Annotated in this window: 23 protein-coding genes; 8 read left to right on the top strand and 15 right to left on the bottom strand. The window is 58.4% G+C overall.

The window, feature by feature from the left end; genetic code table 11:
* Positions 1–134: 134 nt before the first annotated feature.
* The gene (gene rlmF, locus AO388_RS10125) at positions 135–1,121 is read left to right on the top strand and encodes a 23S rRNA (adenine(1618)-N(6))-methyltransferase RlmF (protein WP_054080680.1); all 987 of its coding nucleotides are present in this window, start codon (positions 135–137) and stop codon (positions 1,119–1,121) included.
* Between the two features lie 425 nt (positions 1,122–1,546).
* On the opposite strand, the gene AO388_RS10120 is transcribed toward rlmF, so the two are convergent.
* A complete protein-coding gene (locus AO388_RS10120) occupies positions 1,547–1,828 on the bottom strand; it encodes an HU family DNA-binding protein (RefSeq protein WP_002552279.1) in 282 nt (93 codons plus the stop codon).
* A 382-nt stretch (positions 1,829–2,210) separates the two neighbouring features.
* Here AO388_RS10120 and yejK point away from each other — a divergent pair, with 382 nt between their 5' ends.
* Together yejK and AO388_RS10110 are read left to right on the top strand one after the other, a co-directional pair.
* On the top strand, positions 2,211–3,212 hold the full coding sequence (yejK, locus tag AO388_RS10115; protein ID WP_003365349.1) for a nucleoid-associated protein YejK: 1,002 nt from the start codon (positions 2,211–2,213) through the stop codon (positions 3,210–3,212).
* A 5-nt stretch (positions 3,213–3,217) separates the two neighbouring features.
* Positions 3,218–3,568 (top strand): glutaredoxin family protein, encoded by a 351-nt coding sequence (locus AO388_RS10110; RefSeq protein ID WP_003365352.1) that lies wholly within the window; start codon positions 3,218–3,220, stop codon positions 3,566–3,568.
* 61 nt (positions 3,569–3,629) lie between these two features.
* On the opposite strand, the gene AO388_RS10105 is transcribed toward AO388_RS10110, so the two are convergent.
* The 4 genes from AO388_RS10105 to AO388_RS10090 form a co-directional block, all read right to left on the bottom strand.
* The gene (locus tag AO388_RS10105; protein WP_003365354.1) at positions 3,630–4,562 is read right to left on the bottom strand and encodes a glutathione S-transferase family protein; all 933 of its coding nucleotides are present in this window, start codon (positions 4,560–4,562) and stop codon (positions 3,630–3,632) included.
* Between the two features lie 64 nt (positions 4,563–4,626).
* On the bottom strand, positions 4,627–4,968 hold the full coding sequence (locus AO388_RS10100) for a GIY-YIG nuclease family protein (protein ID WP_003365356.1): 342 nt from the start codon (positions 4,966–4,968) through the stop codon (positions 4,627–4,629).
* Positions 4,961–5,452 (bottom strand): nuclear transport factor 2 family protein, encoded by a 492-nt coding sequence (locus tag AO388_RS10095; RefSeq protein ID WP_003433611.1) that lies wholly within the window; start codon positions 5,450–5,452, stop codon positions 4,961–4,963. The genes AO388_RS10100 and AO388_RS10095 overlap by 8 nt, the downstream gene beginning before the upstream one ends.
* Positions 5,453–5,539: 87 nt before the next feature.
* Positions 5,540–5,983, bottom strand: coding sequence for a winged helix-turn-helix transcriptional regulator (locus AO388_RS10090; protein ID WP_058416390.1), 444 nt, complete (start codon positions 5,981–5,983; stop codon positions 5,540–5,542).
* Positions 5,984–6,031: 48 nt separating this feature from the next.
* On the opposite strand from AO388_RS10090, the gene AO388_RS10085 reads away from it, so the two are divergent.
* Complete coding sequence (locus AO388_RS10085; protein WP_058416389.1) at positions 6,032–6,970, top strand: aromatic alcohol reductase; 939 nt, start codon at positions 6,032–6,034, stop codon at positions 6,968–6,970.
* Between the two features lie 42 nt (positions 6,971–7,012).
* Here AO388_RS10085 and AO388_RS10080 read toward each other — a convergent pair whose 3' ends face one another.
* From AO388_RS10080 to AO388_RS10060, 5 genes are all read right to left on the bottom strand, one after another.
* A complete protein-coding gene (locus AO388_RS10080; protein WP_058416423.1) occupies positions 7,013–8,242 on the bottom strand; it encodes a CynX/NimT family MFS transporter in 1,230 nt (409 codons plus the stop codon).
* A 167-nt stretch (positions 8,243–8,409) separates the two neighbouring features.
* Positions 8,410–9,174, bottom strand: a complete 765-nt coding sequence (locus AO388_RS10075) for an amino acid ABC transporter ATP-binding protein (RefSeq protein WP_003365366.1) — start codon at positions 9,172–9,174, stop codon at positions 8,410–8,412.
* Between the two features lie 10 nt (positions 9,175–9,184).
* On the bottom strand, positions 9,185–10,282 hold the full coding sequence (locus AO388_RS10070; protein WP_003433619.1) for an amino acid ABC transporter permease: 1,098 nt from the start codon (positions 10,280–10,282) through the stop codon (positions 9,185–9,187).
* 10 nt (positions 10,283–10,292) lie between these two features.
* Entirely contained in the window at positions 10,293–11,474 is a 1,182-nt protein-coding gene (locus AO388_RS10065; protein WP_003365371.1) for an amino acid ABC transporter permease, read from the bottom strand.
* Between the two features lie 54 nt (positions 11,475–11,528).
* Complete coding sequence (locus tag AO388_RS10060; protein WP_003365373.1) at positions 11,529–12,557, bottom strand: amino acid ABC transporter substrate-binding protein; 1,029 nt, start codon at positions 12,555–12,557, stop codon at positions 11,529–11,531.
* Positions 12,558–13,042: 485 nt separating this feature from the next.
* On the opposite strand from AO388_RS10060, the gene AO388_RS10055 reads away from it, so the two are divergent.
* Both AO388_RS10055 and rhlB read left to right on the top strand, forming a co-directional pair.
* A complete protein-coding gene (locus AO388_RS10055; RefSeq protein WP_058416388.1) occupies positions 13,043–13,702 on the top strand; it encodes an alpha/beta hydrolase in 660 nt (219 codons plus the stop codon).
* 115 nt (positions 13,703–13,817) lie between these two features.
* On the top strand, positions 13,818–15,275 hold the full coding sequence (rhlB, locus tag AO388_RS10050) for an ATP-dependent RNA helicase RhlB (RefSeq protein ID WP_161937168.1): 1,458 nt from the start codon (positions 13,818–13,820) through the stop codon (positions 15,273–15,275).
* A 3-nt stretch (positions 15,276–15,278) separates the two neighbouring features.
* On the opposite strand, the gene moaE is transcribed toward rhlB, so the two are convergent.
* From moaE to AO388_RS10025, 5 genes are all read right to left on the bottom strand, one after another.
* Positions 15,279–15,728 carry a molybdopterin synthase catalytic subunit MoaE gene (moaE, locus tag AO388_RS10045; RefSeq protein WP_003365379.1) on the bottom strand — a complete coding sequence of 150 codons (450 nt, stop codon included), beginning with the start codon at positions 15,726–15,728 and terminating at the stop codon, positions 15,279–15,281.
* 2 nt (positions 15,729–15,730) lie between these two features.
* Positions 15,731–15,976 carry a molybdopterin converting factor subunit 1 gene (moaD, locus tag AO388_RS10040; RefSeq protein WP_003365381.1) on the bottom strand — a complete coding sequence of 82 codons (246 nt, stop codon included), beginning with the start codon at positions 15,974–15,976 and terminating at the stop codon, positions 15,731–15,733.
* Positions 15,973–16,458, bottom strand: coding sequence for a cyclic pyranopterin monophosphate synthase MoaC (gene moaC / locus AO388_RS10035; protein ID WP_003341741.1), 486 nt, complete (start codon positions 16,456–16,458; stop codon positions 15,973–15,975). Before moaC ends, moaD begins: the two co-directional genes overlap by 4 nt.
* Before the next feature lie 115 nt (positions 16,459–16,573).
* Positions 16,574–17,968, bottom strand: coding sequence for a PhoH family protein (locus tag AO388_RS10030; RefSeq protein WP_003365383.1), 1,395 nt, complete (start codon positions 17,966–17,968; stop codon positions 16,574–16,576).
* Between the two features lie 294 nt (positions 17,969–18,262).
* Positions 18,263–19,441: a polysaccharide deacetylase family protein gene (locus tag AO388_RS10025; RefSeq protein ID WP_044309198.1), complete on the bottom strand. Its 1,179-nt coding sequence runs from the start codon at positions 19,439–19,441 to the stop codon at positions 18,263–18,265.
* Positions 19,442–19,643: 202 nt separating this feature from the next.
* Here AO388_RS10025 and yaaA point away from each other — a divergent pair, with 202 nt between their 5' ends.
* Together yaaA and AO388_RS10015 are read left to right on the top strand one after the other, a co-directional pair.
* Positions 19,644–20,423 (top strand): peroxide stress protein YaaA, encoded by a 780-nt coding sequence (gene yaaA, locus AO388_RS10020; RefSeq protein ID WP_058416387.1) that lies wholly within the window; start codon positions 19,644–19,646, stop codon positions 20,421–20,423.
* A gap of 816 nt (positions 20,424–21,239) precedes the next feature.
* Complete coding sequence (locus tag AO388_RS10015) at positions 21,240–22,556, top strand: nucleotide sugar dehydrogenase (protein WP_003365389.1); 1,317 nt, start codon at positions 21,240–21,242, stop codon at positions 22,554–22,556.
* Positions 22,557–22,598 lie beyond the last annotated feature (42 nt).

Here is a 22,598-nt window from a genome sequence, read left to right as displayed (position 1 = left end):
TTATGGGCTGGCTTTTTGTTATCTGAACTTCTGTACTGACTTATTCGCGAGCAAGGCCTGTCACGCCGAAGACGACACTTCGCGTGCTCGCGAATAAGCCAGGCAACTCAACCTCACGGCTGACAATCGAATCCATGACCGATACACGCAAACCACCGCGCAAGAAGCCTCAGCGGCCAGCCAAACCTGCTGCGCCGCGTGAAAAGGCCACCTTGCACCCGCGCAATCGGCATCAGGGCCAGTACGACTTTGCGAAGCTGATTAAATCCAGCCCCGAACTGGCAGCCTTCGTGATCCTCAATCCTTACGGCAAGGAAAGCATCGACTTCGCCAATCCGCAGGCGGTACGGGTGTTCAACCGCGCGCTGCTCAAAGCGTTCTATGGCATTGCCCATTGGGACATTCCGGCCGATTACCTGTGCCCGCCGATTCCGGGGCGCGCGGACTATCTGCACTTCCTCGCCGACCTGCTGGCTGAAGACCATGAAGGCGTGATACCCCGCGGTGCATCCATCAAGGCGCTGGACATCGGCACCGGCGCCAATTGCATCTACCCGCTGCTGGGGCACAGCGACTATGGCTGGCAGTTCGTGGGTTCGGACATCGACAGCACGGCCATCGCGGCGGCTACCACGATCATCAAAGCCAATGGCCTCAGCAAGGCCATCAGCGTGCGCCAGCAGGGCAATCGCAAGCAAATCCTGCTCGGGTTGCTCGACAGCAGCGAACGCTTCCACGTGAGCCTCTGCAACCCGCCCTTCCATGCTTCGCTGGAAGAAGCGCAACGTGGCAGCCAGCGCAAATGGCGCGCACTGGGCAAGGCGGATCCCAAGCGCAAGCTGCCGGTTCTCAACTTCGGCGGGCAATCTCAGGAGTTGTGGTGCGAAGGCGGCGAGATTGGCTTCGTGACCCAATTGATCCAGGAAAGCGCCACATTGCCGGGCCAGGTGGTGTGGTTCAGCACCTTGGTGTCCAAGGCATCCAACCTGCCGCCGATCCAGAGCGCCCTGAAAAAAGCCGGCGCGCTTGAAGTAAAGGTAGTCGAGATGGGCCAGGGCCAGAAACAAAGCCGCTTCGTGGCCTGGACCTTCCTTGACAAGGCACAACGCACACCCCACTGATAAGGCTATCGTGCCGCATCGACGATCGTGCGACGCCACGTCGGCAGGCCTTAATCTCGACTATCGTGCGACGCCGCGTCGGCAGGCCTTAATCTCGATTATCGTGCGACGCTCCGCGTCGCATGCCGTTCTGGACGCTCTGCGTCCTCTCTTGAGTATGCAGTGCAGCACAGATCTGTGACGCGGAGCGTCACGCAAGGCATTCCCACGCTGGAGCGTGAGGAACGATAATCTCAACTACCGTACGACGCTCCGCCGACATGCCTTAGCCTCGACTATCGTGCGACGCTCTGCGTCGGCATGCCGTTCTGGACGCTCTGCGTCCTCTCTTGAGTATGCAGTGCAGCACAGATCTGTGATCAGACGCCCACAAAAAAGCCGTGCCCGGTTAACCGGTGCACGGCTTTTTCACAGCAAGCGGTTGCTTACTTGTTGATCGAGTCGGTCAGCACTTTGGCTGGAACGAACTTGATAACTTTCTTGGCAGCGATTTCGATGGCAGCGCCAGTCGAAGGGTTGCGGCCAGTGCGAGCCGGACGCTCTGCAACTTTCAGTTTGCCGATACCTGGCAAAGTGATTTCCACGCCGTTTTCCAATTGGTCGGCAACAATTTGGCCCAATTGCTCAAGAGCATTACGCGCGGTGGTTTTTGGCGCGTCGATAGCTTCAGCGATATCGGCGATCAATTGGTCTTTAGTAAGAGCCATGGTGGTGTTCCTTCCCTATCAAATTCATTTGGATTGCAGAGCGCAACNCCAGGCAACGAACCTGGCCACCCGCTAGCAGCCACGATTAATCGCGAAAGTGTAGATACTGAAACCGGGTAATGGTTCGACCTACGTGTGCGCTAACTGCATGCTTGACGCGCTAAGTGCGCAAGACCGCGCAAAACTAGCACAGAGCCGGGCAAATATCCGCCTCTACCTATCCTTTTGGTCAGGTTTTAATGCTAATTGCACAAAAAACACCCAGCAAACACTCGCTGCAGGCGAAAACCAGCCTGCCCCGGGCCATCAGGCGCATGCGTGCGTTACACTGGGCACCTTGCAACGAGCCGCACGCTCTTCACCTTTTTCAGCCGAGAAGCCCATGCCGATCCGTCACTGCATCGTCCACCTGATCGAGAAGAAACCCGACGGTACGCCCGCTGTTCTCCATGCACGCGACTCCGAACTCGCTGAGTCCCAGGCCATCGAGAACATGCTGGCCGACCTCAACGAAAGCTATAACGCCAAACAGGGCAAGGCATGGGGCCTGTTCCATCCCGAGTCCGGCGCACATCCATTCAGTGGCTGGCTGAAGGAATACATCGACGGTGGCAGCGACTTCACGGCGTTCTCGCGGGTGTCGGTCGAGCACCTGCAAAAGCTCATGGAAGAATCCAATCTGTCAGTGGGTGGCCACGTGCTGTTTGCCCATTATCAGCAAGGCATGACCGACTACCTGGCCATCGCCCTGCTGCACCACAGCGAAGGCGTGGCAGTGAATGCCGAACTGGACGTGACCCCGTCCCGACACCTGGACCTTGGCCAATTGCACCTCGCCGCCCGGATCAATATTTCCGAGTGGCAGAACAACAAACAGTCCAAGCAATACATCTCGTTCATCAAGGGCAAGAACGGCAAGAAGGTTTCCGAGTACTTCCGCGACTTCATCGGTTGCCAGGAAGGCGTGGATGGCCCCGGCGAAACCCGCACCCTGCTCAAGGCGTTCAGTGATTTCGTTGAAAGCGAAGACCTGCCGGAAGAATCGGCTCGCGAGAAGACCAAGACCTTGGTCGACTACGCCAGCAGTCAGAGCAAGATGGGCGAACCGATGGGCCTGGAAGAGCTGTCCGAGCTGATCGACGAAGATCGTCCGCGCGCGTTCTATGATCACATCCGCAACAAGGATTACGGCCTGTCCCCGGAAATACCGGCGGATAAGCGCACCCTCAACCAGTTCCGCCGCTTCACCGGCCGCGCCGAGGGCCTGTCGATCAGTTTTGAGGCCCACCTGTTGGGCGACAAGATCGAATACGACGAAACCGCCGGCACCCTGATCATCAAGGGGCTGCCGACGCAACTGACCGACCAGTTGAAGCGGCGGTAATCAACATGCTGCTGCGCACCCTGAAGAAGTTCGCCCTGATCATGCTGGTGGTGGTGATTTACCAGAACTGGGGCAGGATCGAGAATTTCGTCAACCCTCCCCCGGCAGACGTCGCGCAGCGCTACGGCCAGGCAAAAGTGGTGATGTACGCCACCGACTGGTGCGGCTACTGCAAGCAGACCCGGCGTTTTCTGGACAGCAAGGGGATTGCGTATCAGGAGTTCGACATCGAGAAGTCGGAAGAAGGCCGCAAGGCCTATGAAGCGCTGGGCGGCAGAGGCATCCCGCTGATCGACGTCAACGGCACGCTGATCAGGGGGTTTGACCCGGATCAGATACTGGCGGCGCTGAAGTAGCCTACCTGACTATTGTGCCAATGCTCTGCGTCCTCCTTGCGACGCAGAGCATCGTAGAACCTCAGCGCTTCTCGATCCGATAGCCCATTCTCGGGAAGTGTACGTGCACGACACCTGCACGTTCGTCCTCGCGGCGCAGGATCAGTTCTTCGCGGCCGGTAAATACCAGCTCGCCCTCAACCGCTTCGACGCCATAGTCGACTGCAGAAACCGCGACGTTGTCGCCTGCCTTGAAGCCATTTGGATCGACGAAGGTTTCATCCGGCAACGACGCAGGCGTGGCGTTTCTGGCGATGTCGATGGCATCTGCCGAGCTCAGGTCGCTGAACGTGCCATGGCCAAAACCCAGCACACGATCGAGCCAGGCCCTGACACTCGGATAATCATCGACAAAGGGTGCAGTGACCGGCGTCTGCTTGAGAAACCATAATGTATGGGCGACCGAGAAATCGGCAATCGACGGTACGCCGAACAGGAAGTCACCGCCGTGCGAGAGTTGCAGTTCCAGACGCGACATCAGCGTAGGCCATTGGTGTTTGACCTGCTCCACAGGCGGGCGCGACGCAGTGCCGCCGTTGAACAGCGTCGAACGGTCGGCGACGAACGCCTTGGCGGCGTCTGGCGGCACCTTGGCAAAGCGCACAGCCATTGATTCAGGCTGAAACACCAGGCTAACGGCATGCATGAACAACACCGAATCGGCCCAGGCGGCCAGGCCTGCAACTGTGAACTCCTGCCCCTTCGGATAAAACGCCGGCGACGCTTTTTCCTGCTCCAGACGCCGCGCCATCAGCGCAGTGTCACAGTAGATGTCCGCACCCGCCTGCAACACCGGGGTTCTGCGATAACCGCCCGTCAATGCAGTCAGGTCAGGCTTGGGCATGATCGAAGGGATAGTCACCGAACGCCATGTGAGGCCTTTGAAGCCCAGCATCAGGCGGGCTTTTTCGGCGAACAGCGACGTGGGGTAGTGGTGAAGGATCAACTCGGACATGTTCAGCCTCTGTGCACATGGGAAAAACACAGCTTAACCCGCAGCACCCTGCCCGCACACAGCCTCAAACTGATGGGACGGCATCACGCTCATGGATCGATGACGTTGCGTAGCTGGCAGCCAACGCCTCTTTGGCGCTTTTTTTGAGCTTCTTGATCAGCCGCTCATGGCGCAACGCCTCGCCCTTGCTGGGCCATTGTTCAACGTAGACCAGTGCCATCGCCGGACTCGAAGAGAAAAAGCGCGCGCCCTTGCCGCTCTGGTGCATAGCGAATCGGCGCTGCGGATCATCACTGATGCCACAGTACAGCGAGCCGTTGGCAGCGCGCACCAGATAGACAAACCAGGGTTTGCCGACCGCCTGTTCGGCAGTCGGCGCACTCGCGGTGCTGGCAACCTCAGGCACGGCGATTCTCTGAAAAGGTCTTCAGACCCTTGAGCGCCTGAGCCCTCACGGCATTGCGTACCAAAGGCGTCCAGCCAAGCAACAGGCCCTTCAAACCCAGGGCCTGACGCGACCAGCGCCATATGTCGAAATGATCGTGATGCTCGCAGATCTTGCCATTGCGGAACACGAACCGGGCCTGAATATCGTTCACTACCGTGCGCCCGGTCTGGCTGAACAGGTACGTCGCCACCCAGTGCGCACTGCCAGTCTGGTCATCGGCTCGCACCTGATCGAAGACCACCGAGAAATTCTTCGCCCGGGAAGTCAGCATGCGCCACATGTCGCCGACCTGAGCGCCACGCAATTCACCAAAGGCCGGGTCGCTGAACAGCACGTCATCGGTATAACAGGCACTCATCGCCTCGGCATCCAGCTGCGCAAACGCCTCATAAAAGCGGGTGATCAGTGCGCTGTTGGCCTGACTTTGTTCCTCGTAGTTCATGCGTGCACATCCCTTGGCGAATTATCCGTGCACGATAAGCGGCGCCGCTGAAAATGGCGAGGGTTGATGGCGCATCAGCCATCACTTTTACCTGTCCGCATAACGATTTCGCGCTGCACTGAACGCCTCTGAATTTTCAATCACCCAAGTCCACAGCGGAATCATTTGTACCAGCAGCCCCATGCCCAGGTCGGTCAACGAATATTCCACCCTGAGGGGCTTCTCGCAGTAGTCATGGCGAGTGATCAACCCGTCCTGTTCAAGCTGGCGCAAGGTATGAGTGAGCATGCGCTGGGTGACACCGTGCAGCTTTCGGCGCAATTCGGCATGGCGCAAAGGGCTGCTGAGGCCGAGGGCATGTACCACGCCCAATGACCAGCGGTTTCCGGCGTGGCCGAGAATATCGCGCTTGAGACCATCCTCATCATCGCTGAGCGCAGCACAGGCCGCTTCGGAGCGTCTGACCACTTCCTGCGCGTCCAGCCCGCCCGGTATCACCGATGTGCCTACTTTTTGTATGTCGACAGGCATGCCAGCATCTCTCCCGCCTGAATTGAAAGACTGTCCAAAGGGGTCACCATGCAAGCCGATAACGCAAACGTCAAACAACGCATTCTGGTAATAGGCGCAGGAGAGCTTGGGCTCGCCGTGCTGCGAGGGCTGGTCGAGAAAGCCGGAGCATATGACTTGAGCATTGCCGTGCTGCTACGCCAGAGCAGCTTGAGCACTCAAGCGCCCGCCAAGCGTGTGGAAATCGAAGAAATCCGCGCGCTGAACATTGCCATCGAAACAGCCGATCTGGCCGATGCCACCGTGGACGAACTAGCCACTGTCATGAAGCGCTATGACACGGTAATCAGTTGTGCGGGCTTTGCCGCTGGCCGGGGCACTCAACGCAAACTGACCGATGCGGCGCTCAAGGCCGGCATAAAACGCTACCTGCCCTGGCAGTTCGGTGTTGACTACGACCTTATCGGCCGGGGCAGCCCTCAGGATCTGTTCGATGAGCAACTCGATGTACGAGAAAAGCTGCGCGCCCAGCAGCAAACCGAGTGGGTTATCGTTTCGACCGGTATGTTTACAAGCTTCCTGTTCGAACCCGCGTTCGGTGTCGTCGATCTGCAAAGCGGTCGGATCAATGCGCTGGGCAGCCTCGATACAGCCGTGACAGTCACCACCGCAGAGGACATTGGCAGGCTGACTGCTGCCATCGTGATGCACGAGCCGCGCATTGTGAATCAGGTGGTGTACACCGCTGGCGACACATTGACGTACGCCGGGCTGGCCGATCTTGTGGAGCGTGTCACGGGGCGCGACATCGAGCGGCACGTATGGAGTGTTGCGCAGTTGCAGGCCGATCTGACGGAAATGCCGGATGACAATCTGCGCAAATACCGGGCAGTCTTTGCCATGGGCCGAGGCGTGGCATGGGACGTCGCCCGTACCTACAACGCGAAATCAGGGCTGAGCGTCACCAGTGCCGAACAATGGGCCCTGGCCAATCTGGCTCAGACCTGAAGCAGCTCAAGCCCGGTCCGAACGATCAACAATCATCGAAAATCAAACCTTCTCGCTACTGACCTGCACCTGCAGCGCCCGACCGGCACCCATGCCCGCGATGATGGCGCCCAGCCCGAGTACCGCGAAGATCCAGCCAATCGCGCTCCAGCTGCCGGTCATGTCATGCACCACGCCCACGGCAAACGGGCCGGTCGAGGCGATGGTGTAGCCGAAGCCTTGCGCCATGCTCGACAGATTGGCAGCGACATGTGAGTCACGCGAGCGCAGGACGATCAAGGCCAGCGCCAGACTGAACGTGCCGCCCTGCCCGATCCCCAGCAGGATCGCCCAGCCCCACAGACCGCCGAGTGGCGCGTACAGGCAGCCGAACAGGCCAATCAGGGTCAGCGACATGACCAGCATGATCGCCAGACGCTGATCCTTGCCGCGTGTGGCCAGATAGGGCACCGCCAGCGCGCTGATGACTTGCGCGATGATCGAGCCGGACAGCAGCAGACCGGCCTGGGTCGGCGTCAGGCCGCGACCGATGAGGATCGACGGCAACCAGCCGAAAACGATGTACGACAGCGACGATTGCAGGCCCATGTACAGCGTGACCTGCCAAGCCAGTGGATCACGCAACAAACCGCGGACCCGGTAAACATCGCGATGCGTGCCATGCACCTCACGCGCCTGCGGAAGCCACAGCGCTGCGGCAATCAGCGCAGGAACCAGCCAGAAACCCAGGCCAATCTGCCAACTGCCACCAACGTACTGACTCAGCGGCACCGTCGAACCCGCTGCAATTGCTGCGCCCAGGCACAAGGCCATGGTGTAGACACCGGTCATGGCTCCGGCCTTGCGCGGGAAATCACGTTTGACGATACCCGGCAGCAGCACGCCGATGATTCCGATGCTCGCGCCCGCCAGCAGACTGCCGGAAAACAGCCCGATCTGGCCAAACAGACTGCGCACTGCCAGACCTGCTGCCAGCGTCAGAAGCACCACCAGAACCACGCGCTCACTGCCAAACCGGCGGGCAAGAATCGGTGCCAGCGGCGCGAACAAGCCCAGACACAGGACCGGCAAGGTGGTCAGCAGTCCGGCTTCGGCGGCGGACATGCCGAGGCTGTATGAAACTGTATTGAGCAGTGGCGCAATGCTGGACAACGCTGGGCGCAGGTTGAGGGCAACCAGCACCAGGCCCAGCAACAGCAGCCAGGGGCGCTTCAAAGCAGAATGGGGTTGATCGGTAGTCGGTTGGGGGCTGGGTTGAGCCTTGGCAGTCATCAGTTTCTCGGTCATCAGGTATGTCGACCCTTTTCAGGGGGTCGGTATCCTGTTGGAGAATCATCGCGAATACAAGGTTCAGCGTAATTGCATACAACCCGAACAGCACCGACAGGCATAAAAAAACCGGGCACATGGCCCGGTTTCCTTGTTCAGCAGATGTCCACTCAGTGAATGATCTGGCTGAGGAACAGCTTGGTACGGTCGCTCTGCGGGTTATCGAAGAAGTCGTTCGGCGCAGCCTGTTCGACGATTTCGCCCTTGTCCATGAAGATCACCCGGTTTGCCACGGTACGGGCAAAGCCCATCTCGTGGGTTACGCACAACATGGTCATGCCTTCTTCAGCCAGACCGACCATGGTGTCGAGCACTTCCTTGACCATTTCCGGGTCAAGCGCCGAAGTCGGCTCATCGAACAGCATGATTTTCGGCTTCATGCACAAGGCACGGGCAATCGCCACACGCTGCTGCTGACCACCGGAAAGCTGACCCGGAAACTTGTGGGCCTGCTCCGGAATACGCACACGCTCCAGATAGTGCATGGCGATTTCTTCAGCCTTCTTTTTCGGCATGTTACGCACCCACATTGGCGCCAGCGTGCAGTTCTGCAGGATGGTCAGGTGCGGAAACAGGTTGAAGTGCTGAAACACCATGCCCACTTCACGGCGAATGGTTTCGATCTGCTTCAGGTCCGAGGTCAGCTCGGTGCCGTCGACGATGATACGACCCTGCTGATGCTCTTCCAGACGGTTGAGGCAGCGAATGGTGGTCGACTTGCCCGAACCCGACGGGCCGCACAGCACGATACGTTCACCCTGACGCACATTCAGGTTGATGTCCTTGAGTACATGGAACTGGCCGTACCATTTGTGTACGCCCTCCATGCGGATCATGCCTTCAGCGCCCAGAGGCTTATTGATAACTTCACTCATCACAAAACTCCTAACGCTTGTGGCCTGTGTCCAGCTTACGTTCCAAATGCATGGAATAGCGGGACATACCGAAACAGAAGATCCAGAACACCAGGGCCGCGAAGACGTAGCCTTCAGTGGCCATACCCAGCCATGCCGGGTCGGCGGTAGCCTGCTTGACGCTGTTGAGCAGGTCGAACAGACCGATAATGATCACCAGACTGGTGTCTTTGAACAATGCAATGAAGGTGTTGACGATGCCGGGAATAACCATCTTCAGCGCCTGCGGCAGGATCACCAGCCCCATGCTGCGCCAGTAACCCAGGCCCATCGCCGAGGCTGCTTCGTACTGGCCCTTGGGAATGGCCTGCATGCCGCCACGCACCACTTCGGCAATGTACGCGGACTGGAACAGGATGACGCCGATCAGCGCACGCAGCAGCTTGTCGAAGTTCATGCCCTCTGGCATGAACAGCGGCAGCATGACCGACGACATGAACAGCACGGTGATCAGCGGCACGCCGCGCCAGAACTCGATGAACGTCACGCACACCACGCGCACAGCGGGCATGTTTGAGCGACGACCGAGCGCCAGAACTATACCTAGGGGCAAGGCACCGACGATACCCACGGTAGCGATCACCAGGGTCAGCATCAGACCGCCCCACTGGCTGGTCGGTACGTTGGTCAGACCGAACGCGCCGCCATGCAGCAGGTAGAACGCAACAACCGGATAGATCACCAGGAAGGCGATACCGTAGACAGCCTTGCGCGGAAACTTCGAAATGAACAGCGGCGCAGCGCCGACGATCGCCAGGATAGCGGTCAGGTCGACCCTCCAGCGCAGCTCATTGGGAAAGTAGCCGTACATGAACTGACCGAAGCGCTGCTCGATGAACACCCAGCAGGCGCCCGCCTTGGTGCAGTCTGCCTTGGTCGTGCCGACCCAGTTGGCGTCCAGCAGGGCCCAACTGATGATAGGCGGCACGACCAGATAGATCAGATACAGGGAGAACAGGGTCAGCAGGGTGTTGATCCAGCTGGAGAACAGGTTCTGCCGCATCCACGCCATCGGGCCGAACACTTTGCCCGGTGGTGGCATATCAGGTTTGAAAGTATGAGTTGTCATGCGCTTTTCCTCACCGCTCGATCAGCGCAATGCGCTTGTTGTACCAGTTCATCAGCAGGGAAATGCTGATACTGATCGCCAGGTACACACTCATGGTGATGGCAATGACTTCAATCGCCTGCCCGGTCTGGTTGAGCACCGTACCGGCAAACAGGGAAACCATTTCCGGATACCCGATGGCTGCTGCCAAAGAAGAGTTTTTCGCCAGGTTCAGGAACTGACTGGTCAGCGGCGGAATGATCACGCGCAGCGCCTGCGGAATGATCACCTTGCGCAGCGTCGGCCCAGGGCGCAGGCCCAGTGAGCGGGCAGCTTCGGTCTGGCCGTGGCTGACCGACTTGATGCCGGAACGCACGATTTCAGCGATGAACGCCGCGGTGTAGATGGTCAGTGCCAGGGTCAGGGAGATCAGTTCAGGGATCAGCACCCAGCCGCCCGTGAAATTGAAGCCCTTCAGTTGTGGCAGTTCCCAATGCACCGGGCTGCCGAAGATGAGCATGCTCAGACCGGGGATGACCAGCAACAATGCCAGGCCGACCCAGAACTTGTGAAACGGCTGGCCAGTGGCTTCGAAGCGTTTGTTGGCCCAGCGCACCATCATGACGATGGCGATCACGGCAACAACCAGACTGACCAGGAATGCCCAGGCGCCTTCGGCAGGCAACGCTCTGGGCATGTTAAGCCCGCGGCTGCTGACGAAGAACATGTCCAGATAACCATGCGCCTGACGCGGACCGGGCAGCGTGAGGAATACGGCGGTGTACCAGAACAGGATTTGCAGCAGTGGCGGAATGTTGCGGAAGACTTCGACATACACGGTGGCCAGCTTGCTGATCATCCAGTTCGGAGACAGGCGAGCGACACCAATGACAAAGCCCAGCAAGGTCGCCAGGACAATACCGATAACCGACACCAGCAAGGTATTCAGCAAACCGATGACGAACACACGGGCATAACTGTCCGCTTCGCTGTAGTCGATCAGGTGCTGAGCAATACCGAAACCGGCACTGTTTTCAAGAAAACCGAAGCCCGAGGTAATACCACGGTGTTGCAGGTTGGTCTGGGTGTTGTCGAAGATGAACCAGCCCAACGCGATCACCGCCACGACAGTGATGATCTGAAATAACCACGCGCGCACTTTCGGATCGCTCAGAGAGAGCTTTTGCTTGGGTGCGACGATTTGCTTTTCCATGAAATGCCCCAGGAAAAANCGACAGGCTGGGAAGCCTGTCGGGCGCCGGGTCAATCAACGAATAGGTGGAGCGTACTGGATGCCACCGGCATTCCACAGGGCATTCTGACCACGCTTGATTTTCAGCGGGGTGCCTTCGCCCAGGTTGCGTTCAAACACTTCGCCGTAGTTACCGACCTGCTTGACGATCTGCACGACCCAGTCTTTCGGCAGCTTGAGGTCCTTGCCGTAAGTACCGTCGGCGCCCAGCATACGGGCTACGTCGGGGTTCTTGGTCGACTTGGCTTCAGCTTCAACGTTCTTGGAAGTGATTTTGGCTTCCTCGGCGTTGAGCATGGCGAACAGGGTCCAGCGAACGATCGAGAACCAGTCTTCGTCGCCTTTACGCACGACAGGGCCCAGAGGCTCCTTGGAGATCACTTCAGGCAGAACGATGTAATCGTCCGGCTTGGCCAGCTTGCTGCGCTGTGCGTAGAGCTGCGACTGGTCGGAAGTCAACACGTCGCAACGGCCGCCTTCCAGCGACTTGGCGCTTTCGTCAGAGGTGTCGAAGGTGATCGGGGTGTATTTCAGGCCGTTCGAACGGAAGTAGTCGGAGACGTTCAGCTCGGTGGTGGTACCGGCCTGGATGCAGATGGTTGCACCGTCCAGTTCCTTGGCGCTTTTCACGCCCAGCTTGTTGTTTACCAGGAAGCCGATACCGTCGTAGTAGGTAACGCCGGTGAACACCAGGCCCATGCCCGCATCACGGGAACTGGTCCAGGTGGTGTTACGCGAAAGGATATCGATCTCGCCGGATTGCAATGCGGTGAAGCGCTCCTTGGCGTTCAACTGGCTGAACTTGACCTTGGTGGCGTCGCCGAACACAGCGGCTGCAACGGCGCGGCAGACGTCAGCGTCGATACCGGTGATCTTGCCGGTGGAGTCCGGAACGGAAAACCCTGGCAGGCCATCGCTGACGCCGCACTGGATGAAACCCTTCTTCTGAATAGCGTCAAGCGTGGCACCGGCGTTGGCAGCCCCGGTCACACCGAATGCGGCCAAGGCGGTGACGACAGCCAGGGTAGATTTCAACATCTTCATTCAAAAACCTCCAGTTTGCTCTTTGTTGTGTAGGTGTCTCAGTCGCGTCGCACCTTTGTGAGGCGCTAATGACCCGTGCTGGCTTATTTTTGGGTCATGCAACGCTGGGCCTGAATCATGAATTGCCTGCAGGATCATCCCGTCATTCGTCTTCATCATTCAGAATCGGCCCCGTGGACTGAAACCCCATGATTTTCCCGGACCGGAGCGGTACAGGTTGAATCGTGCCGCGAATCCTGACGCATGGACTCCCGAGCTGCTTTTCGATCGCTATAAGTAATAGCCTTATAGTGTTACCGAACGATGTGAGCGCCTCGACTCCAGTCCTGCTGTAGCAAAGCCCGTACCAGCATGCTGGCTAAGTCGAATTAGCGACAGGTCAAGACAAAAACTTGTAACCTTGCGACATCTTCTTTCATTTTTTATCTACCCGCGCACCTTATTAATGCGCTCAAAAAGAGCCCGCGCACACAAATGGAGCAGTCATGAGCGATTCTTTGATCATTGAACCTTCCAGCCCCGCCGACGCCTGCGTTATCTGGCTGCATGGATTGGGTGCCGACCGCTATGATTTTCTGCCGGTCGCCGAGGCGCTGCAGGAGTCGTTGCGCACCACCCGCTTCGTACTGCCTCAGGCACCGACGCGCGCCGTGACCGTCAATGGCGGTTATGAAATGCCCAGCTGGTATGACATCAAGTCCATGAGTTCAGAGGCCCGAGCCATTGATCATGATCAGATGGAAGCCTCGGCGCAGAAGGTGCTGGACCTGATCGAGCAGCAGCGCGACAGCGGCATCGACCCGGCGCGAATCTTCCTGGCCGGTTTTTCCCAGGGGGGCGCGGTGGTCTTGCACGCTGGCTACCGTCGCTGGCAGGGCCCATTGGGCGGCGTACTCGCGCTGTCCACTTATGCCCCTACATTCAGCAACGAGATGACCCTGTCGGCGAGTCAGCAACGCATCCCGGCCTACTGCCTGCACGGCAAGCACGACGCGGTTGTGCATTATCCAATGGGTCGCGCCGTCTACGACCAACTCACCGCCCAGGGTGTAACCGTTCAATGGCAGGAATACCCAATGGAGCATCAAGTGTTACCGGAGGAAATTCGCGACATCGGCGTCTGGCTGGCTGAACGGCTTCGCTGAAGCGCTCTGAGCCCGTTGCGGCGGACCGCTTTTGTAGCTCGCCATGGATGGCACTACGCCGAGCACGGTTCTTGCTTTACACTGCTCGGCGTACATTCCTTAACCAATTGATGAGATGACCGTGCTCAAAGCACTTAAAAAGATGTTCGGTAAGAGCGAGGCTGAGCAGCCTGCGCCTATTCCGATAACCTCTATTCCCGCCTCTCCCGCTGCCACAGGCGACACACCGGATCATGCTGTCCAGACTCAGGCTCTGGACACGACCAGCGAGCCCTCCAAAGCCAGAGCGCCGCGCACCGACAAGCCGAGGGCCGAGCGCCCGCGTCGCGAGCGCGTGACAAAACCGCCCGCGCCGGCCTGGAAACTCGAAGATTTCGTCGTCGAACCCCAGGAAGGCAAGACCCGCTTCCACGACTTCAACCTCGCGCCTGAACTGATGCATGCGATTCAGGACCTGGGTTTCCCGTACTGCACACCGATCCAGGCGGGCGTACTGGGCTTCACCCTCAAGGGCAAGGATGCGATCGGACGCGCCCAGACCGGCACCGGCAAGACCGCTGCGTTTCTGATCTCGATCATCGAACAGCTGACCCAGACGCCGCCGCCTGCAGAACGCTACATGGGTGAGCCGCGCGCGCTGATCATCGCACCGACCCGCGAGCTGGTGGTGCAGATCGCCAAGGACGCCGCCGACCTGACCAAGTACACCAACCTGAACGTCATGACGTTCGTCGGTGGCATGGACTTCGACAAGCAGCTCAAACAACTCGAAGCACGGCACTGCGACATCCTGGTCGCCACGCCTGGCCGTCTGCTGGACTTCAACCAGCGCGGCGAAGTGCATCTGGACATGGTCGAAGTGATGGTCCTCGACGAAGCCGACCGCATGCTGGACATGGGCTTCATCCCGCAGGTACGTCAGATCATTCGTCAGACGCCGCACAAGGGTGAGCGCCAGACCCTGCTGTTCTCCGCGACCTTCACCGAGGACGTGATGAACCTCGCCAAGCAGTGGACGACGGACCCTTCGATCGTCGAGATCGAATCGCTGAACGTTGCCAGTGACAACGTCGAACAGCATATCTATGCCGTCGCCGGCGCCGACAAGTACAAGCTGCTCTACAACCTGGTGACCGACAACGGTTGGGAACGGGTGATGGTCTTCGCCAACCGCAAGGACGAAGTCCGGCGCATCGAAGAGCGTCTGGTGCGCGATGGCGTTAACGCGGCGCAGCTGTCAGGCGATGTGCCTCAGCACAAGCGCATCAAGACCCTTGAAGGCTTCCGCGAAGGCAAGATCCGCGTGCTGGTCGCCACCGATGTGGCCGGTCGCGGCATTCACATCGACGGCATCAGCCACGTGATCAACTTCACCCTGCCCGAAGTGCCGGACGATTATGTGCACCGCATCGGCCGTACCGGTCGCGCCGGCGCCGATGGCGTGTCGATCAGTTTTGCCGGTGAGGATGACTCTTACCAGTTGCCCGCCATCGAGGAAAAACTGGGCCGCAAGATCAGTTGCGAGACACCGCCGACTCATTTGCTCAGGGCCGTGGTACGCAGCAACGCCTGATGCTTACTTCCAGCGATCAGCCGCTTGGTGATCGCTGTGACGACCTTCCACCCAGCGCGTGCCTTCTGACGTGTTTTCACGCTTCCAGAACGGCGCGCGGGTCTTGAGGTAGTCCATGACGAAATCACAGGCTTCGAACGCCGCCTGACGGTGCGCGCTGGCAACGCCGACGAACACGATCGGCTCGCCAGGCTCCAGCGCCCCTACCCTGTGCAACACATCGACGCGCAGCAACGGCCAGCGCTGTTCGGCCTCGGTAACGATTTTTGCCAGTGCCTTTTCGGTCATCCCCGGATAGTGCTCCAGAAACATGCCGGACACTTCGCGCCCTTCATTGAAATCCCGAACATAGCCGACAAAACTGACCACCGCGCCGATGCCGAGGTTGGCAGCATGCAGCGCGTTGACTTCAGTGCCTGGGTCGAAGGCTGCCGCCTGGACGCGAACGCTCATCATCAACCTCCGGTCACGGGCGGAAAGAACGCGACTTCATCGCCATCGGCCAACGGCTCGGTCGGCTTGCACAGTTCCTGATTGCGAGCACACATCAGGTTCTGCTCGGCAAGCACCTGCCAGGCCTCGCCACGCTGCAGCAGCGTCTGGCGCAACGCATCCAGCGTAGCGAACTCGCCTTCGACGGACTCGTTGTCCACGCCCAGGACTTCACGGTAACGAGCAAAATACTGGACCTGAACCTTCATGACGATACCTGTGCCTGATCGGCAATGAAGTGACCGCTCTTGCCGCCCAGCTTCTCCAGCAGCCGGACCGACTCGATGACCATGCCCCGGTCTACGGCCTTGCACATGTCGTAAATGGTCAGCGCGGCAACGCTGGCGGCCGTCAGGGCTTCCATTTCCACACCGGTCTGCCCGGCCAGCTTGCAGCTCGCGGTGATGCGCACGGCATCATCACCCTCAGCGGCGAGGTGGACCTTGATGCTGGTGAGCATCAATGGATGGCAAAGCGGGATCAGATCGCTGGTTTTCTTCGCCGCCTGAATACCGGCGATACGTGCGACGGCAAACACGTCACCCTTGGGATGACCACCGCTGACGATCATTTGCAGCGTCGTCGGCAGCATGCGCACAAAGGCTTCGGCCACCGCCTCACGGGACGTCACGGCTTTATCCGTGACATCAACCATATTGGCGCGACCCTGGGAATCGAGATGAGTGAGCACAACGTTACTCCTTGGCAGAAGCAAGAAGTGTAGAGGGAGTGGCAGTTACACGCTACAAGCCGTGAGCTGCAAGCAAGGAACCCATTCACACATGGGCTCCCCGCATGCATCTGATTTACAAATGACTCTCCGCGTATTCGGCCAGTATCGAGCGAGGCACGCCCTGCAGGGTGATGTGCACGCCGTTCGGGAAGTCCTTGAAGCGCTCCGTCAGGTAGGTCAGCCCGGAACTGGTGGCCGACAGGTAAGGGGTGTCGATCTGCGCCAGGTTGCCCAGGCAGACCACTTTGGAACCGGCACCGGCACGCGTGATGATGGTTTTCATCTGGTGCGGGGTCAGGTTCTGGCATTCATCGATCAGAATCAGACTTTGCTGGAAGCTGCGACCTCGAATGTAGTTGAGGGATTTGAACTGCAACGGCACCTTGCTGAGGATGTAATCGACACTGCCATGGGTGTTTTCGTCATCCATGTGCAGCGCTTCGAGGTTATCGGTGATAGCGCCGAGCCACGGCTCCATCTTCTCCGCCTCGGTGCCGGGCAGGAAACCGATTTCCTGATCCAGCCCCTGAACGCTGCGGGTGGCGATGATGCGCCGATAGCGCTTGGTGACCATGGTCTGCTCGATGGCAGCGGCCAGGGCCAGAATGGTTTTACCCGAGCCCGCAGCGCCTGACAGGTTGACCAGATGAATATCCGGGTCGAGCAACGCAAACAGCGCCAGCCCCTGATAGATATCGCGCGGCTTCAGCCCCCAGGCCTCCTGATGCAGCAAAGGCTCCTGGTGCATGTCGAGAATCAGCAGTTCGTCGTTCTTGACGCCTTTGATCCAGCCGACAAAACCCTGCTCATCGACAATGAACTCGTTGATATGAACCGCCGGCAGCATTTCAGTGAGCTGCACGCGGTGCCAGGTACGACCACGCTCCTGACGCGTATCGACCTTGCTGACGCGGTCCCAGAACGAACCGGTCATGTCATGGTAGCCACGCGACAACAGTGAAACGTCGTCGACCAGTTGGTCTGTACTGTAATCCTCGGCAGCAATGCCACAGGCGCGCGCCTTGAGGCGCATGTTGATGTCTTTGGTCACCAGCACGACGCTCAAGTCCTTGTTGCGCGCATGCAGGTCAATCAATTGGTTGATAATGATGTTGTCGTTCAGGTGCTCGGGCAGCAGGCTGTTGGGTTCCTCGCGTTTGCTCATCAAAATCGACAGGTAGCCCTTGAGCACGCCTGTACCACGATCGATGGGCACGCCCTTCTCGACTTCCTCAGGCGAAGCTTCGCCCAGGGTCTTGTCGATCAGACGGATGGCCTGACGGCATTCGGCAGCAACCGAATGTTTACCGGCCTTGAGTTTGTCCAGTTCCTCCAGAACCGTCATGGGGATGGCGACGTGGTGTTCTTCGAAGTTCAGCAGTGCGTTTGGATCATGAATCAATACGTTGGTATCGAGCACGTAAAGGATTGGCTGGTTGGTGGAAGGGGTGCGTCCGTGGTCATCCATACTCGCTCACCTTTGTAGAAGCCGGGCGACGCAGAACCACGACAGTACTGCGCCACGAAAAGGCCGCCGGATTCTCCCCTTCAGGCAGGGCAGAAATGTCGCTCAAGGTGGGTCTTGGAAGACGCCACCTGTGTTGCAGGTTTCGGCGGTCTGTATTCGTAATACAGCAAAAGGGATGACAGAAAAAAGCTCTTTGACAGTTTTTTGAAGTTTATTTCACAGCCTGACGAATAGGACTTGGCGGACGTACCCCGCACGTTTAAAGTCGGAAGTCCGCCCACGCCGAATCTGCCTTCATTCCCCTTCCGGCGCAGCCTCTTCACTGCTCTGCAGCCCTTGTTCTTCGGGCGCTTCAGAGATATTTCGGCAATCGTCCCAGATCAACTCGCTTTGCGCGGTATTGGCCAGCAGCAATGGCAGCGCCGACTGCGCCTTGTTGGCCACATCGTGGAATACCACCGTCCCTTTGCGCCAGAGCAGCATGAGGGTCAGTACACGGTCGCCCACCTGCTCTGCAGAAAGCCTTCCGGTGTCGTCTTCGGCGTCGATATTCCACAATGACACGCGCAAATGCTCGGTGCGGAAGAAGTTGCCGCTGTCGGCACGTCGATGGCCATAAGGAGGGCGAAACAGCGGCACGAAGTTGTCCGGCAACACCTGCTGAACCAGTGCCGCGCTGCGTTGCACTGAATTCTGCCAGTCCAGCCACTGACTGTGCGAACGGTACTCCCAGCCCTGGATACCCACACACTGCTGGCGATACAGCGCCTGCAAACCTGCAACCGACGTGCTGTCGAGACGCTCCTGAAGACTCTTGCCCAGCACGAAGAAGGTGGCGGTCATTTTCTGCTGGCGCATAAAGTCAGCCAGCCAGTCGGTACCACCGTCGGCCGGGCTCGGGCCACTTTCGAAGTTGAGCATGAAGGTGCGATCCGGCATCTCGTCGCCGCTCATCTCATCGGAGTTGTAGCGTTCGATCTCGCTGCTGGTCTGCGGAAACAGGGCTGCCATGAACAGCAGCTCGTTCAGGTAACGCTGGTGGAATGCGGCGCTGGGTCTGGCCCAGTTGGCATAGAACGAATCGTTGGATACCTGGTATTCCTCGGCGCGCTGCCGCAACTGATCCATGTCCTCGACCAGCACACAGAAATTGGCGTCCTGCTCACAGCTCTTCTGTGCGTTCTGGTAGTTCTCCAGCAACCGCAGCCACAGCCGATGACGAACCACATTCAACGACGGCACGTTGACGAAGCGCAGGCCGAGGCGCTGCTTGAGGCCCTCCTCGTCGAGCTTTTCGCTCAGGTACAACTCGTGGGCAAAGGCGAGGATCTCCGCACGCGACGCGACGTCGAACAACCCCGGCGTCTCGAGCCGTTCAGGCCAGACGCTGCGGTCAATGGTGGCGATGACCGGCGCTGCCGCCTGCGCCTGAAGCCAGAACAGACCTGCACACACTGCTAAAACGATACGCAAACCCGATGTCCTCTCGATCAACCATTAACGTCATGACCAGCGCGCCACTATAGCTGATATGTGCCGGGCTTCTTATGTCGGCGCGCATACAAAGCCGCAGGTCATGCTGGCATCACCCGCGGAACGGTCTCTATCGCCACCATAGCTGGAGTCGCAGGCTGTCAGCCCCTAGAATCCACGGACGATAAAAGGAGACGATTTCATGCTGATGGTGATTTCCCCGGCAAAAACCCTCGATTTCGAGACACCGCCCACGACCGGCCGCTTCACTCAGCCGCAGTACCTGGACCATTCCCAGGTGTTGATCGAACAGCTGCGTGAACTGACGCCGGCGCAGATCAGCGAACTGATGCACCTGTCCGACAAGCTGGCCGGATTGAACGCGGCACGCTTTGGCAGCTGGAACCCGGACTTCACCCTCGACAACGCCAAGCAGGCACTGCTGGCCTTCAAGGGTGACGTCTATACGGGCCTGGAAGCGGAAACGCTGAGCGAAACGCAGCTCGACTACGCGCAGGGCCACTTGCGCATGCTGTCAGGTCTGTACGGCCTGTTGCGTCCACTGGACCTGATGCAGCCCTACCGGCTGGAAATGGGCACCCGGCTGGCCAACGCTCGCGGCAAGGACCTCTACGCCTTCTGGGGCACGCGGATCAGCGAATGGCTGAATGAAGCGCTGGCAGACCAGGGCGACGACCTGCTGCTCAACCTGGCCTCGACTGAATACTTCTCTGCCGTCAAACGTTCGTCGCTCAAGGCAAGGATCATCGACACCGAGTTCAAGGACTTCAAGAACGGCCAGTACAAGATCATCAGCTTCTATGCGAAAAAAGCCCGCGGCATGATGAGCCGCTTCGTTATAGAAGAGCGCATCAACGATCCCGAAGCATTACAAGCGTTCGATGCACAGGGCTATCGTTACAACCGCGAACAGTCGACCCCTGACAAGTTGGTGTTTTTGCGCAACATCGCAGAACACTAGATGATGTAACCGTCGTGTAACAGAGCGCTGTTACACGGCCTGCCCTACGATCCAACACCAAATGCCAACTTCATGACGCCAGACAAACGTCAACTTTTCGACTCGCCACTCACGTGCGATTTTTTCTTAAAAAAAAATCCATTTTTTTAACTAGTGGCGTTTCAGCTTTTTACAGTAGTGGCACTTTCATACTCACCCCTCTACACCCCTCGTAAATCGAGGCTTTTACGAAAAAAGCCATCATCTCGATACCCTCCCTGTGACAAATCGGATACCGCAAAATCTGCAAATCAGGACGAGCGGCCAGGAACTAAATACGAATTCATACGCTCCTACATCCCGTAACAATTCTGGGCTGACGTGTAAGAGATCACTTACAGGTCGCCTCGAAAAACGGGAAGTTACCGACACGGAAGCCAGGCCCCACGTGATCCTGGCGTCAGGTACCAGAACTAAACTCACATCACTAGTTGATGTTGTAGACAGGCGAAGCGCCGAACCGGTGTGATGCGCAGGATTCGAACAGGACGGCCCTGGCTTGCGCCAGAGGCAGGCTTACCGAGGTCCGCCGTCAATCGTCGAACAAGGAGTGGTTTACTGCATCCAAGGAGAGCAAGGCCCTGACCGAACGGACAGGTTACTTGCCGCTTGCACTTAGTGTCATTTGAGTTCGCCTTACTTGTTTTGGGCACTCACTCATTAAATATGCCTGCGTTAGTTCCACGGCGTTGTTAGCCGTGAGGGATGGCGCGTGACATCTGCTGGCCAAAATTAATATCCAGCCAATTTATGGCGTGAAAAATCGAGGAGAATACGATGCGTATCAGCATATTTGGTTTGGGTTACGTCGGTGCAGTCTGTGCCGGTTGCCTGTCTGCCCGCGGTCACGAAGTAGTTGGTGTGGATATTTCCAGCACCAAGATCGACCTGATCAACAACGGCAAATCACCTATCGTTGAACCGGGTCTGGAAGAGCTGTTGCAGAAAGGTATCAGTACCGGAAAACTGCGCGGCACTACAGACTTCGCCGAAGCCATTCGCGCCACCGACCTGTCGATGATCTGCGTCGGTACGCCGAGCAAGAAGAACGGCGATCTGGAACTGGATTACATTGAATCGGTGTGCCGCGAAATCGGTTATGTCCTGCGTGACAAAGCCACTCGCCACACTATCGTGGTTCGCAGTACCGTACTGCCGGGCACTGTTGCCAACGTTGTTATCCCGATTCTGGAAGACTGCTCCGGCAAGAAAGCCGGTGTTGACTTCGGCGTCGCCGTCAACCCTGAGTTCCTGCGCGAAAGTACTGCGATCAAGGACTACGACCTGCCGCCAATGACCGTGATCGGCGAGTTCGACAAAGCGTCGGGCGACGTTCTGCAATCGCTGTACGAAGAACTCGATGCACCGATCATCCGCAAGGACATCGCTGTTGCCGAGATGATCAAGTACACCTGCAACGTGTGGCACGCCACCAAGGTTACTTTCGCCAACGAAATCGGCAACATTGCCAAGGCCGTCGGCGTCGATGGCCGTGAAGTTATGGACGTGGTCTGCCAGGACAAGGCGCTGAACCTGTCCCAGTACTACATGCGCCCTGGCTTCGCATTCGGCGGCTCCTGCCTGCCGAAAGACGTTCGTGCCCTGACCTACCGCGCCGGCAGCCTGGACGTTGAAGCTCCCCTGCTCAACTCGCTGATGCGCAGTAACACGTCGCAAGTACAGAACGCTTTCGACATGGTTGCCAGCTACGACACCCGCAAGGTTGCACTGCTGGGCCTGAGCTTCAAGGCCGGTACTGACGATCTGCGTGAAAGCCCGCTGGTAGAGCTGGCCGAAATGCTGATCGGCAAGGGCTTCGACCTGAGCATCTTCGACAGCAACGTTGAATATGCACGCGTTCACGGTGCCAACAAGGACTACATCGAATCCAAGATTCCGCACGTTTCCTCGCTGCTGAACTCGGACTTCGACCAAGTCATCAATGACTCCGACGTCATCATCCTCGGCAACCGCGATGAGCGTTTCCGCGCCCTCGCCAACAAGACCCCTGAAGGCAAGCGCGTCATCGATCTGGTGGGCTTCATGGCCAACGCCACCAGCGAAGACGGTCGTGCCGAAGGTATCTGCTGGTAAATCAGCCGCAAGCCACAAGCGCCAGGCTCCAGGCCACAGGCT

Origin of the sequence: Pseudomonas sp. ICMP 10191 (assembly GCF_001467335.1) — a bacterium.
Taxonomy (GTDB): Bacteria; Pseudomonadota; Gammaproteobacteria; order Pseudomonadales; family Pseudomonadaceae; genus Aquipseudomonas; species Aquipseudomonas cerasi.
This window is presented reverse-complemented; position numbering and strand designations above follow the sequence as displayed.

What these genes read in the sequence shown, in the direction of transcription:
- rlmF (WP_054080680.1), top strand. Translation starts at nt 135, where the DNA reads ATGACCGATACACGCAAACCACCGCGCAAGAAGCCTCAGCGGCCAGCC.
- AO388_RS10120 (WP_002552279.1), bottom strand. Translation starts at nt 1,828, where the DNA reads ATGGCTCTTACTAAAGACCAATTGATCGCCGATATCGCTGAAGCTATC.
- yejK (WP_003365349.1), top strand. Translation starts at nt 2,211, where the DNA reads ATGCCGATCCGTCACTGCATCGTCCACCTGATCGAGAAGAAACCCGAC.
- AO388_RS10110 (WP_003365352.1), top strand. Translation starts at nt 3,218, where the DNA reads ATGCTGCTGCGCACCCTGAAGAAGTTCGCCCTGATCATGCTGGTGGTG.
- AO388_RS10105 (WP_003365354.1), bottom strand. Translation starts at nt 4,562, where the DNA reads ATGTCCGAGTTGATCCTTCACCACTACCCCACGTCGCTGTTCGCCGAA.
- AO388_RS10095 (WP_003433611.1), bottom strand. Translation starts at nt 5,452, where the DNA reads ATGAACTACGAGGAACAAAGTCAGGCCAACAGCGCACTGATCACCCGC.
- AO388_RS10090 (WP_058416390.1), bottom strand. Translation starts at nt 5,983, where the DNA reads ATGCCTGTCGACATACAAAAAGTAGGCACATCGGTGATACCGGGCGGG.
- AO388_RS10085 (WP_058416389.1), top strand. Translation starts at nt 6,032, where the DNA reads ATGCAAGCCGATAACGCAAACGTCAAACAACGCATTCTGGTAATAGGC.
- AO388_RS10080 (WP_058416423.1), bottom strand. Translation starts at nt 8,242, where the DNA reads ATGACTGCCAAGGCTCAACCCAGCCCCCAACCGACTACCGATCAACCC.
- AO388_RS10075 (WP_003365366.1), bottom strand. Translation starts at nt 9,174, where the DNA reads ATGAGTGAAGTTATCAATAAGCCTCTGGGCGCTGAAGGCATGATCCGC.
- AO388_RS10070 (WP_003433619.1), bottom strand. Translation starts at nt 10,282, where the DNA reads ATGACAACTCATACTTTCAAACCTGATATGCCACCACCGGGCAAAGTG.
- AO388_RS10065 (WP_003365371.1), bottom strand. Translation starts at nt 11,474, where the DNA reads ATGGAAAAGCAAATCGTCGCACCCAAGCAAAAGCTCTCTCTGAGCGAT.
- AO388_RS10060 (WP_003365373.1), bottom strand. Translation starts at nt 12,557, where the DNA reads ATGAAGATGTTGAAATCTACCCTGGCTGTCGTCACCGCCTTGGCCGCA.
- AO388_RS10055 (WP_058416388.1), top strand. Translation starts at nt 13,043, where the DNA reads ATGAGCGATTCTTTGATCATTGAACCTTCCAGCCCCGCCGACGCCTGC.
- rhlB (WP_161937168.1), top strand. Translation starts at nt 13,818, where the DNA reads ATGACCGTGCTCAAAGCACTTAAAAAGATGTTCGGTAAGAGCGAGGCT.
- moaE (WP_003365379.1), bottom strand. Translation starts at nt 15,728, where the DNA reads ATGAGCGTTCGCGTCCAGGCGGCAGCCTTCGACCCAGGCACTGAAGTC.
- moaD (WP_003365381.1), bottom strand. Translation starts at nt 15,976, where the DNA reads ATGAAGGTTCAGGTCCAGTATTTTGCTCGTTACCGTGAAGTCCTGGGC.
- AO388_RS10030 (WP_003365383.1), bottom strand. Translation starts at nt 17,968, where the DNA reads ATGGATGACCACGGACGCACCCCTTCCACCAACCAGCCAATCCTTTAC.
- yaaA (WP_058416387.1), top strand. Translation starts at nt 19,644, where the DNA reads ATGCTGATGGTGATTTCCCCGGCAAAAACCCTCGATTTCGAGACACCG.
- AO388_RS10015 (WP_003365389.1), top strand. Translation starts at nt 21,240, where the DNA reads ATGCGTATCAGCATATTTGGTTTGGGTTACGTCGGTGCAGTCTGTGCC.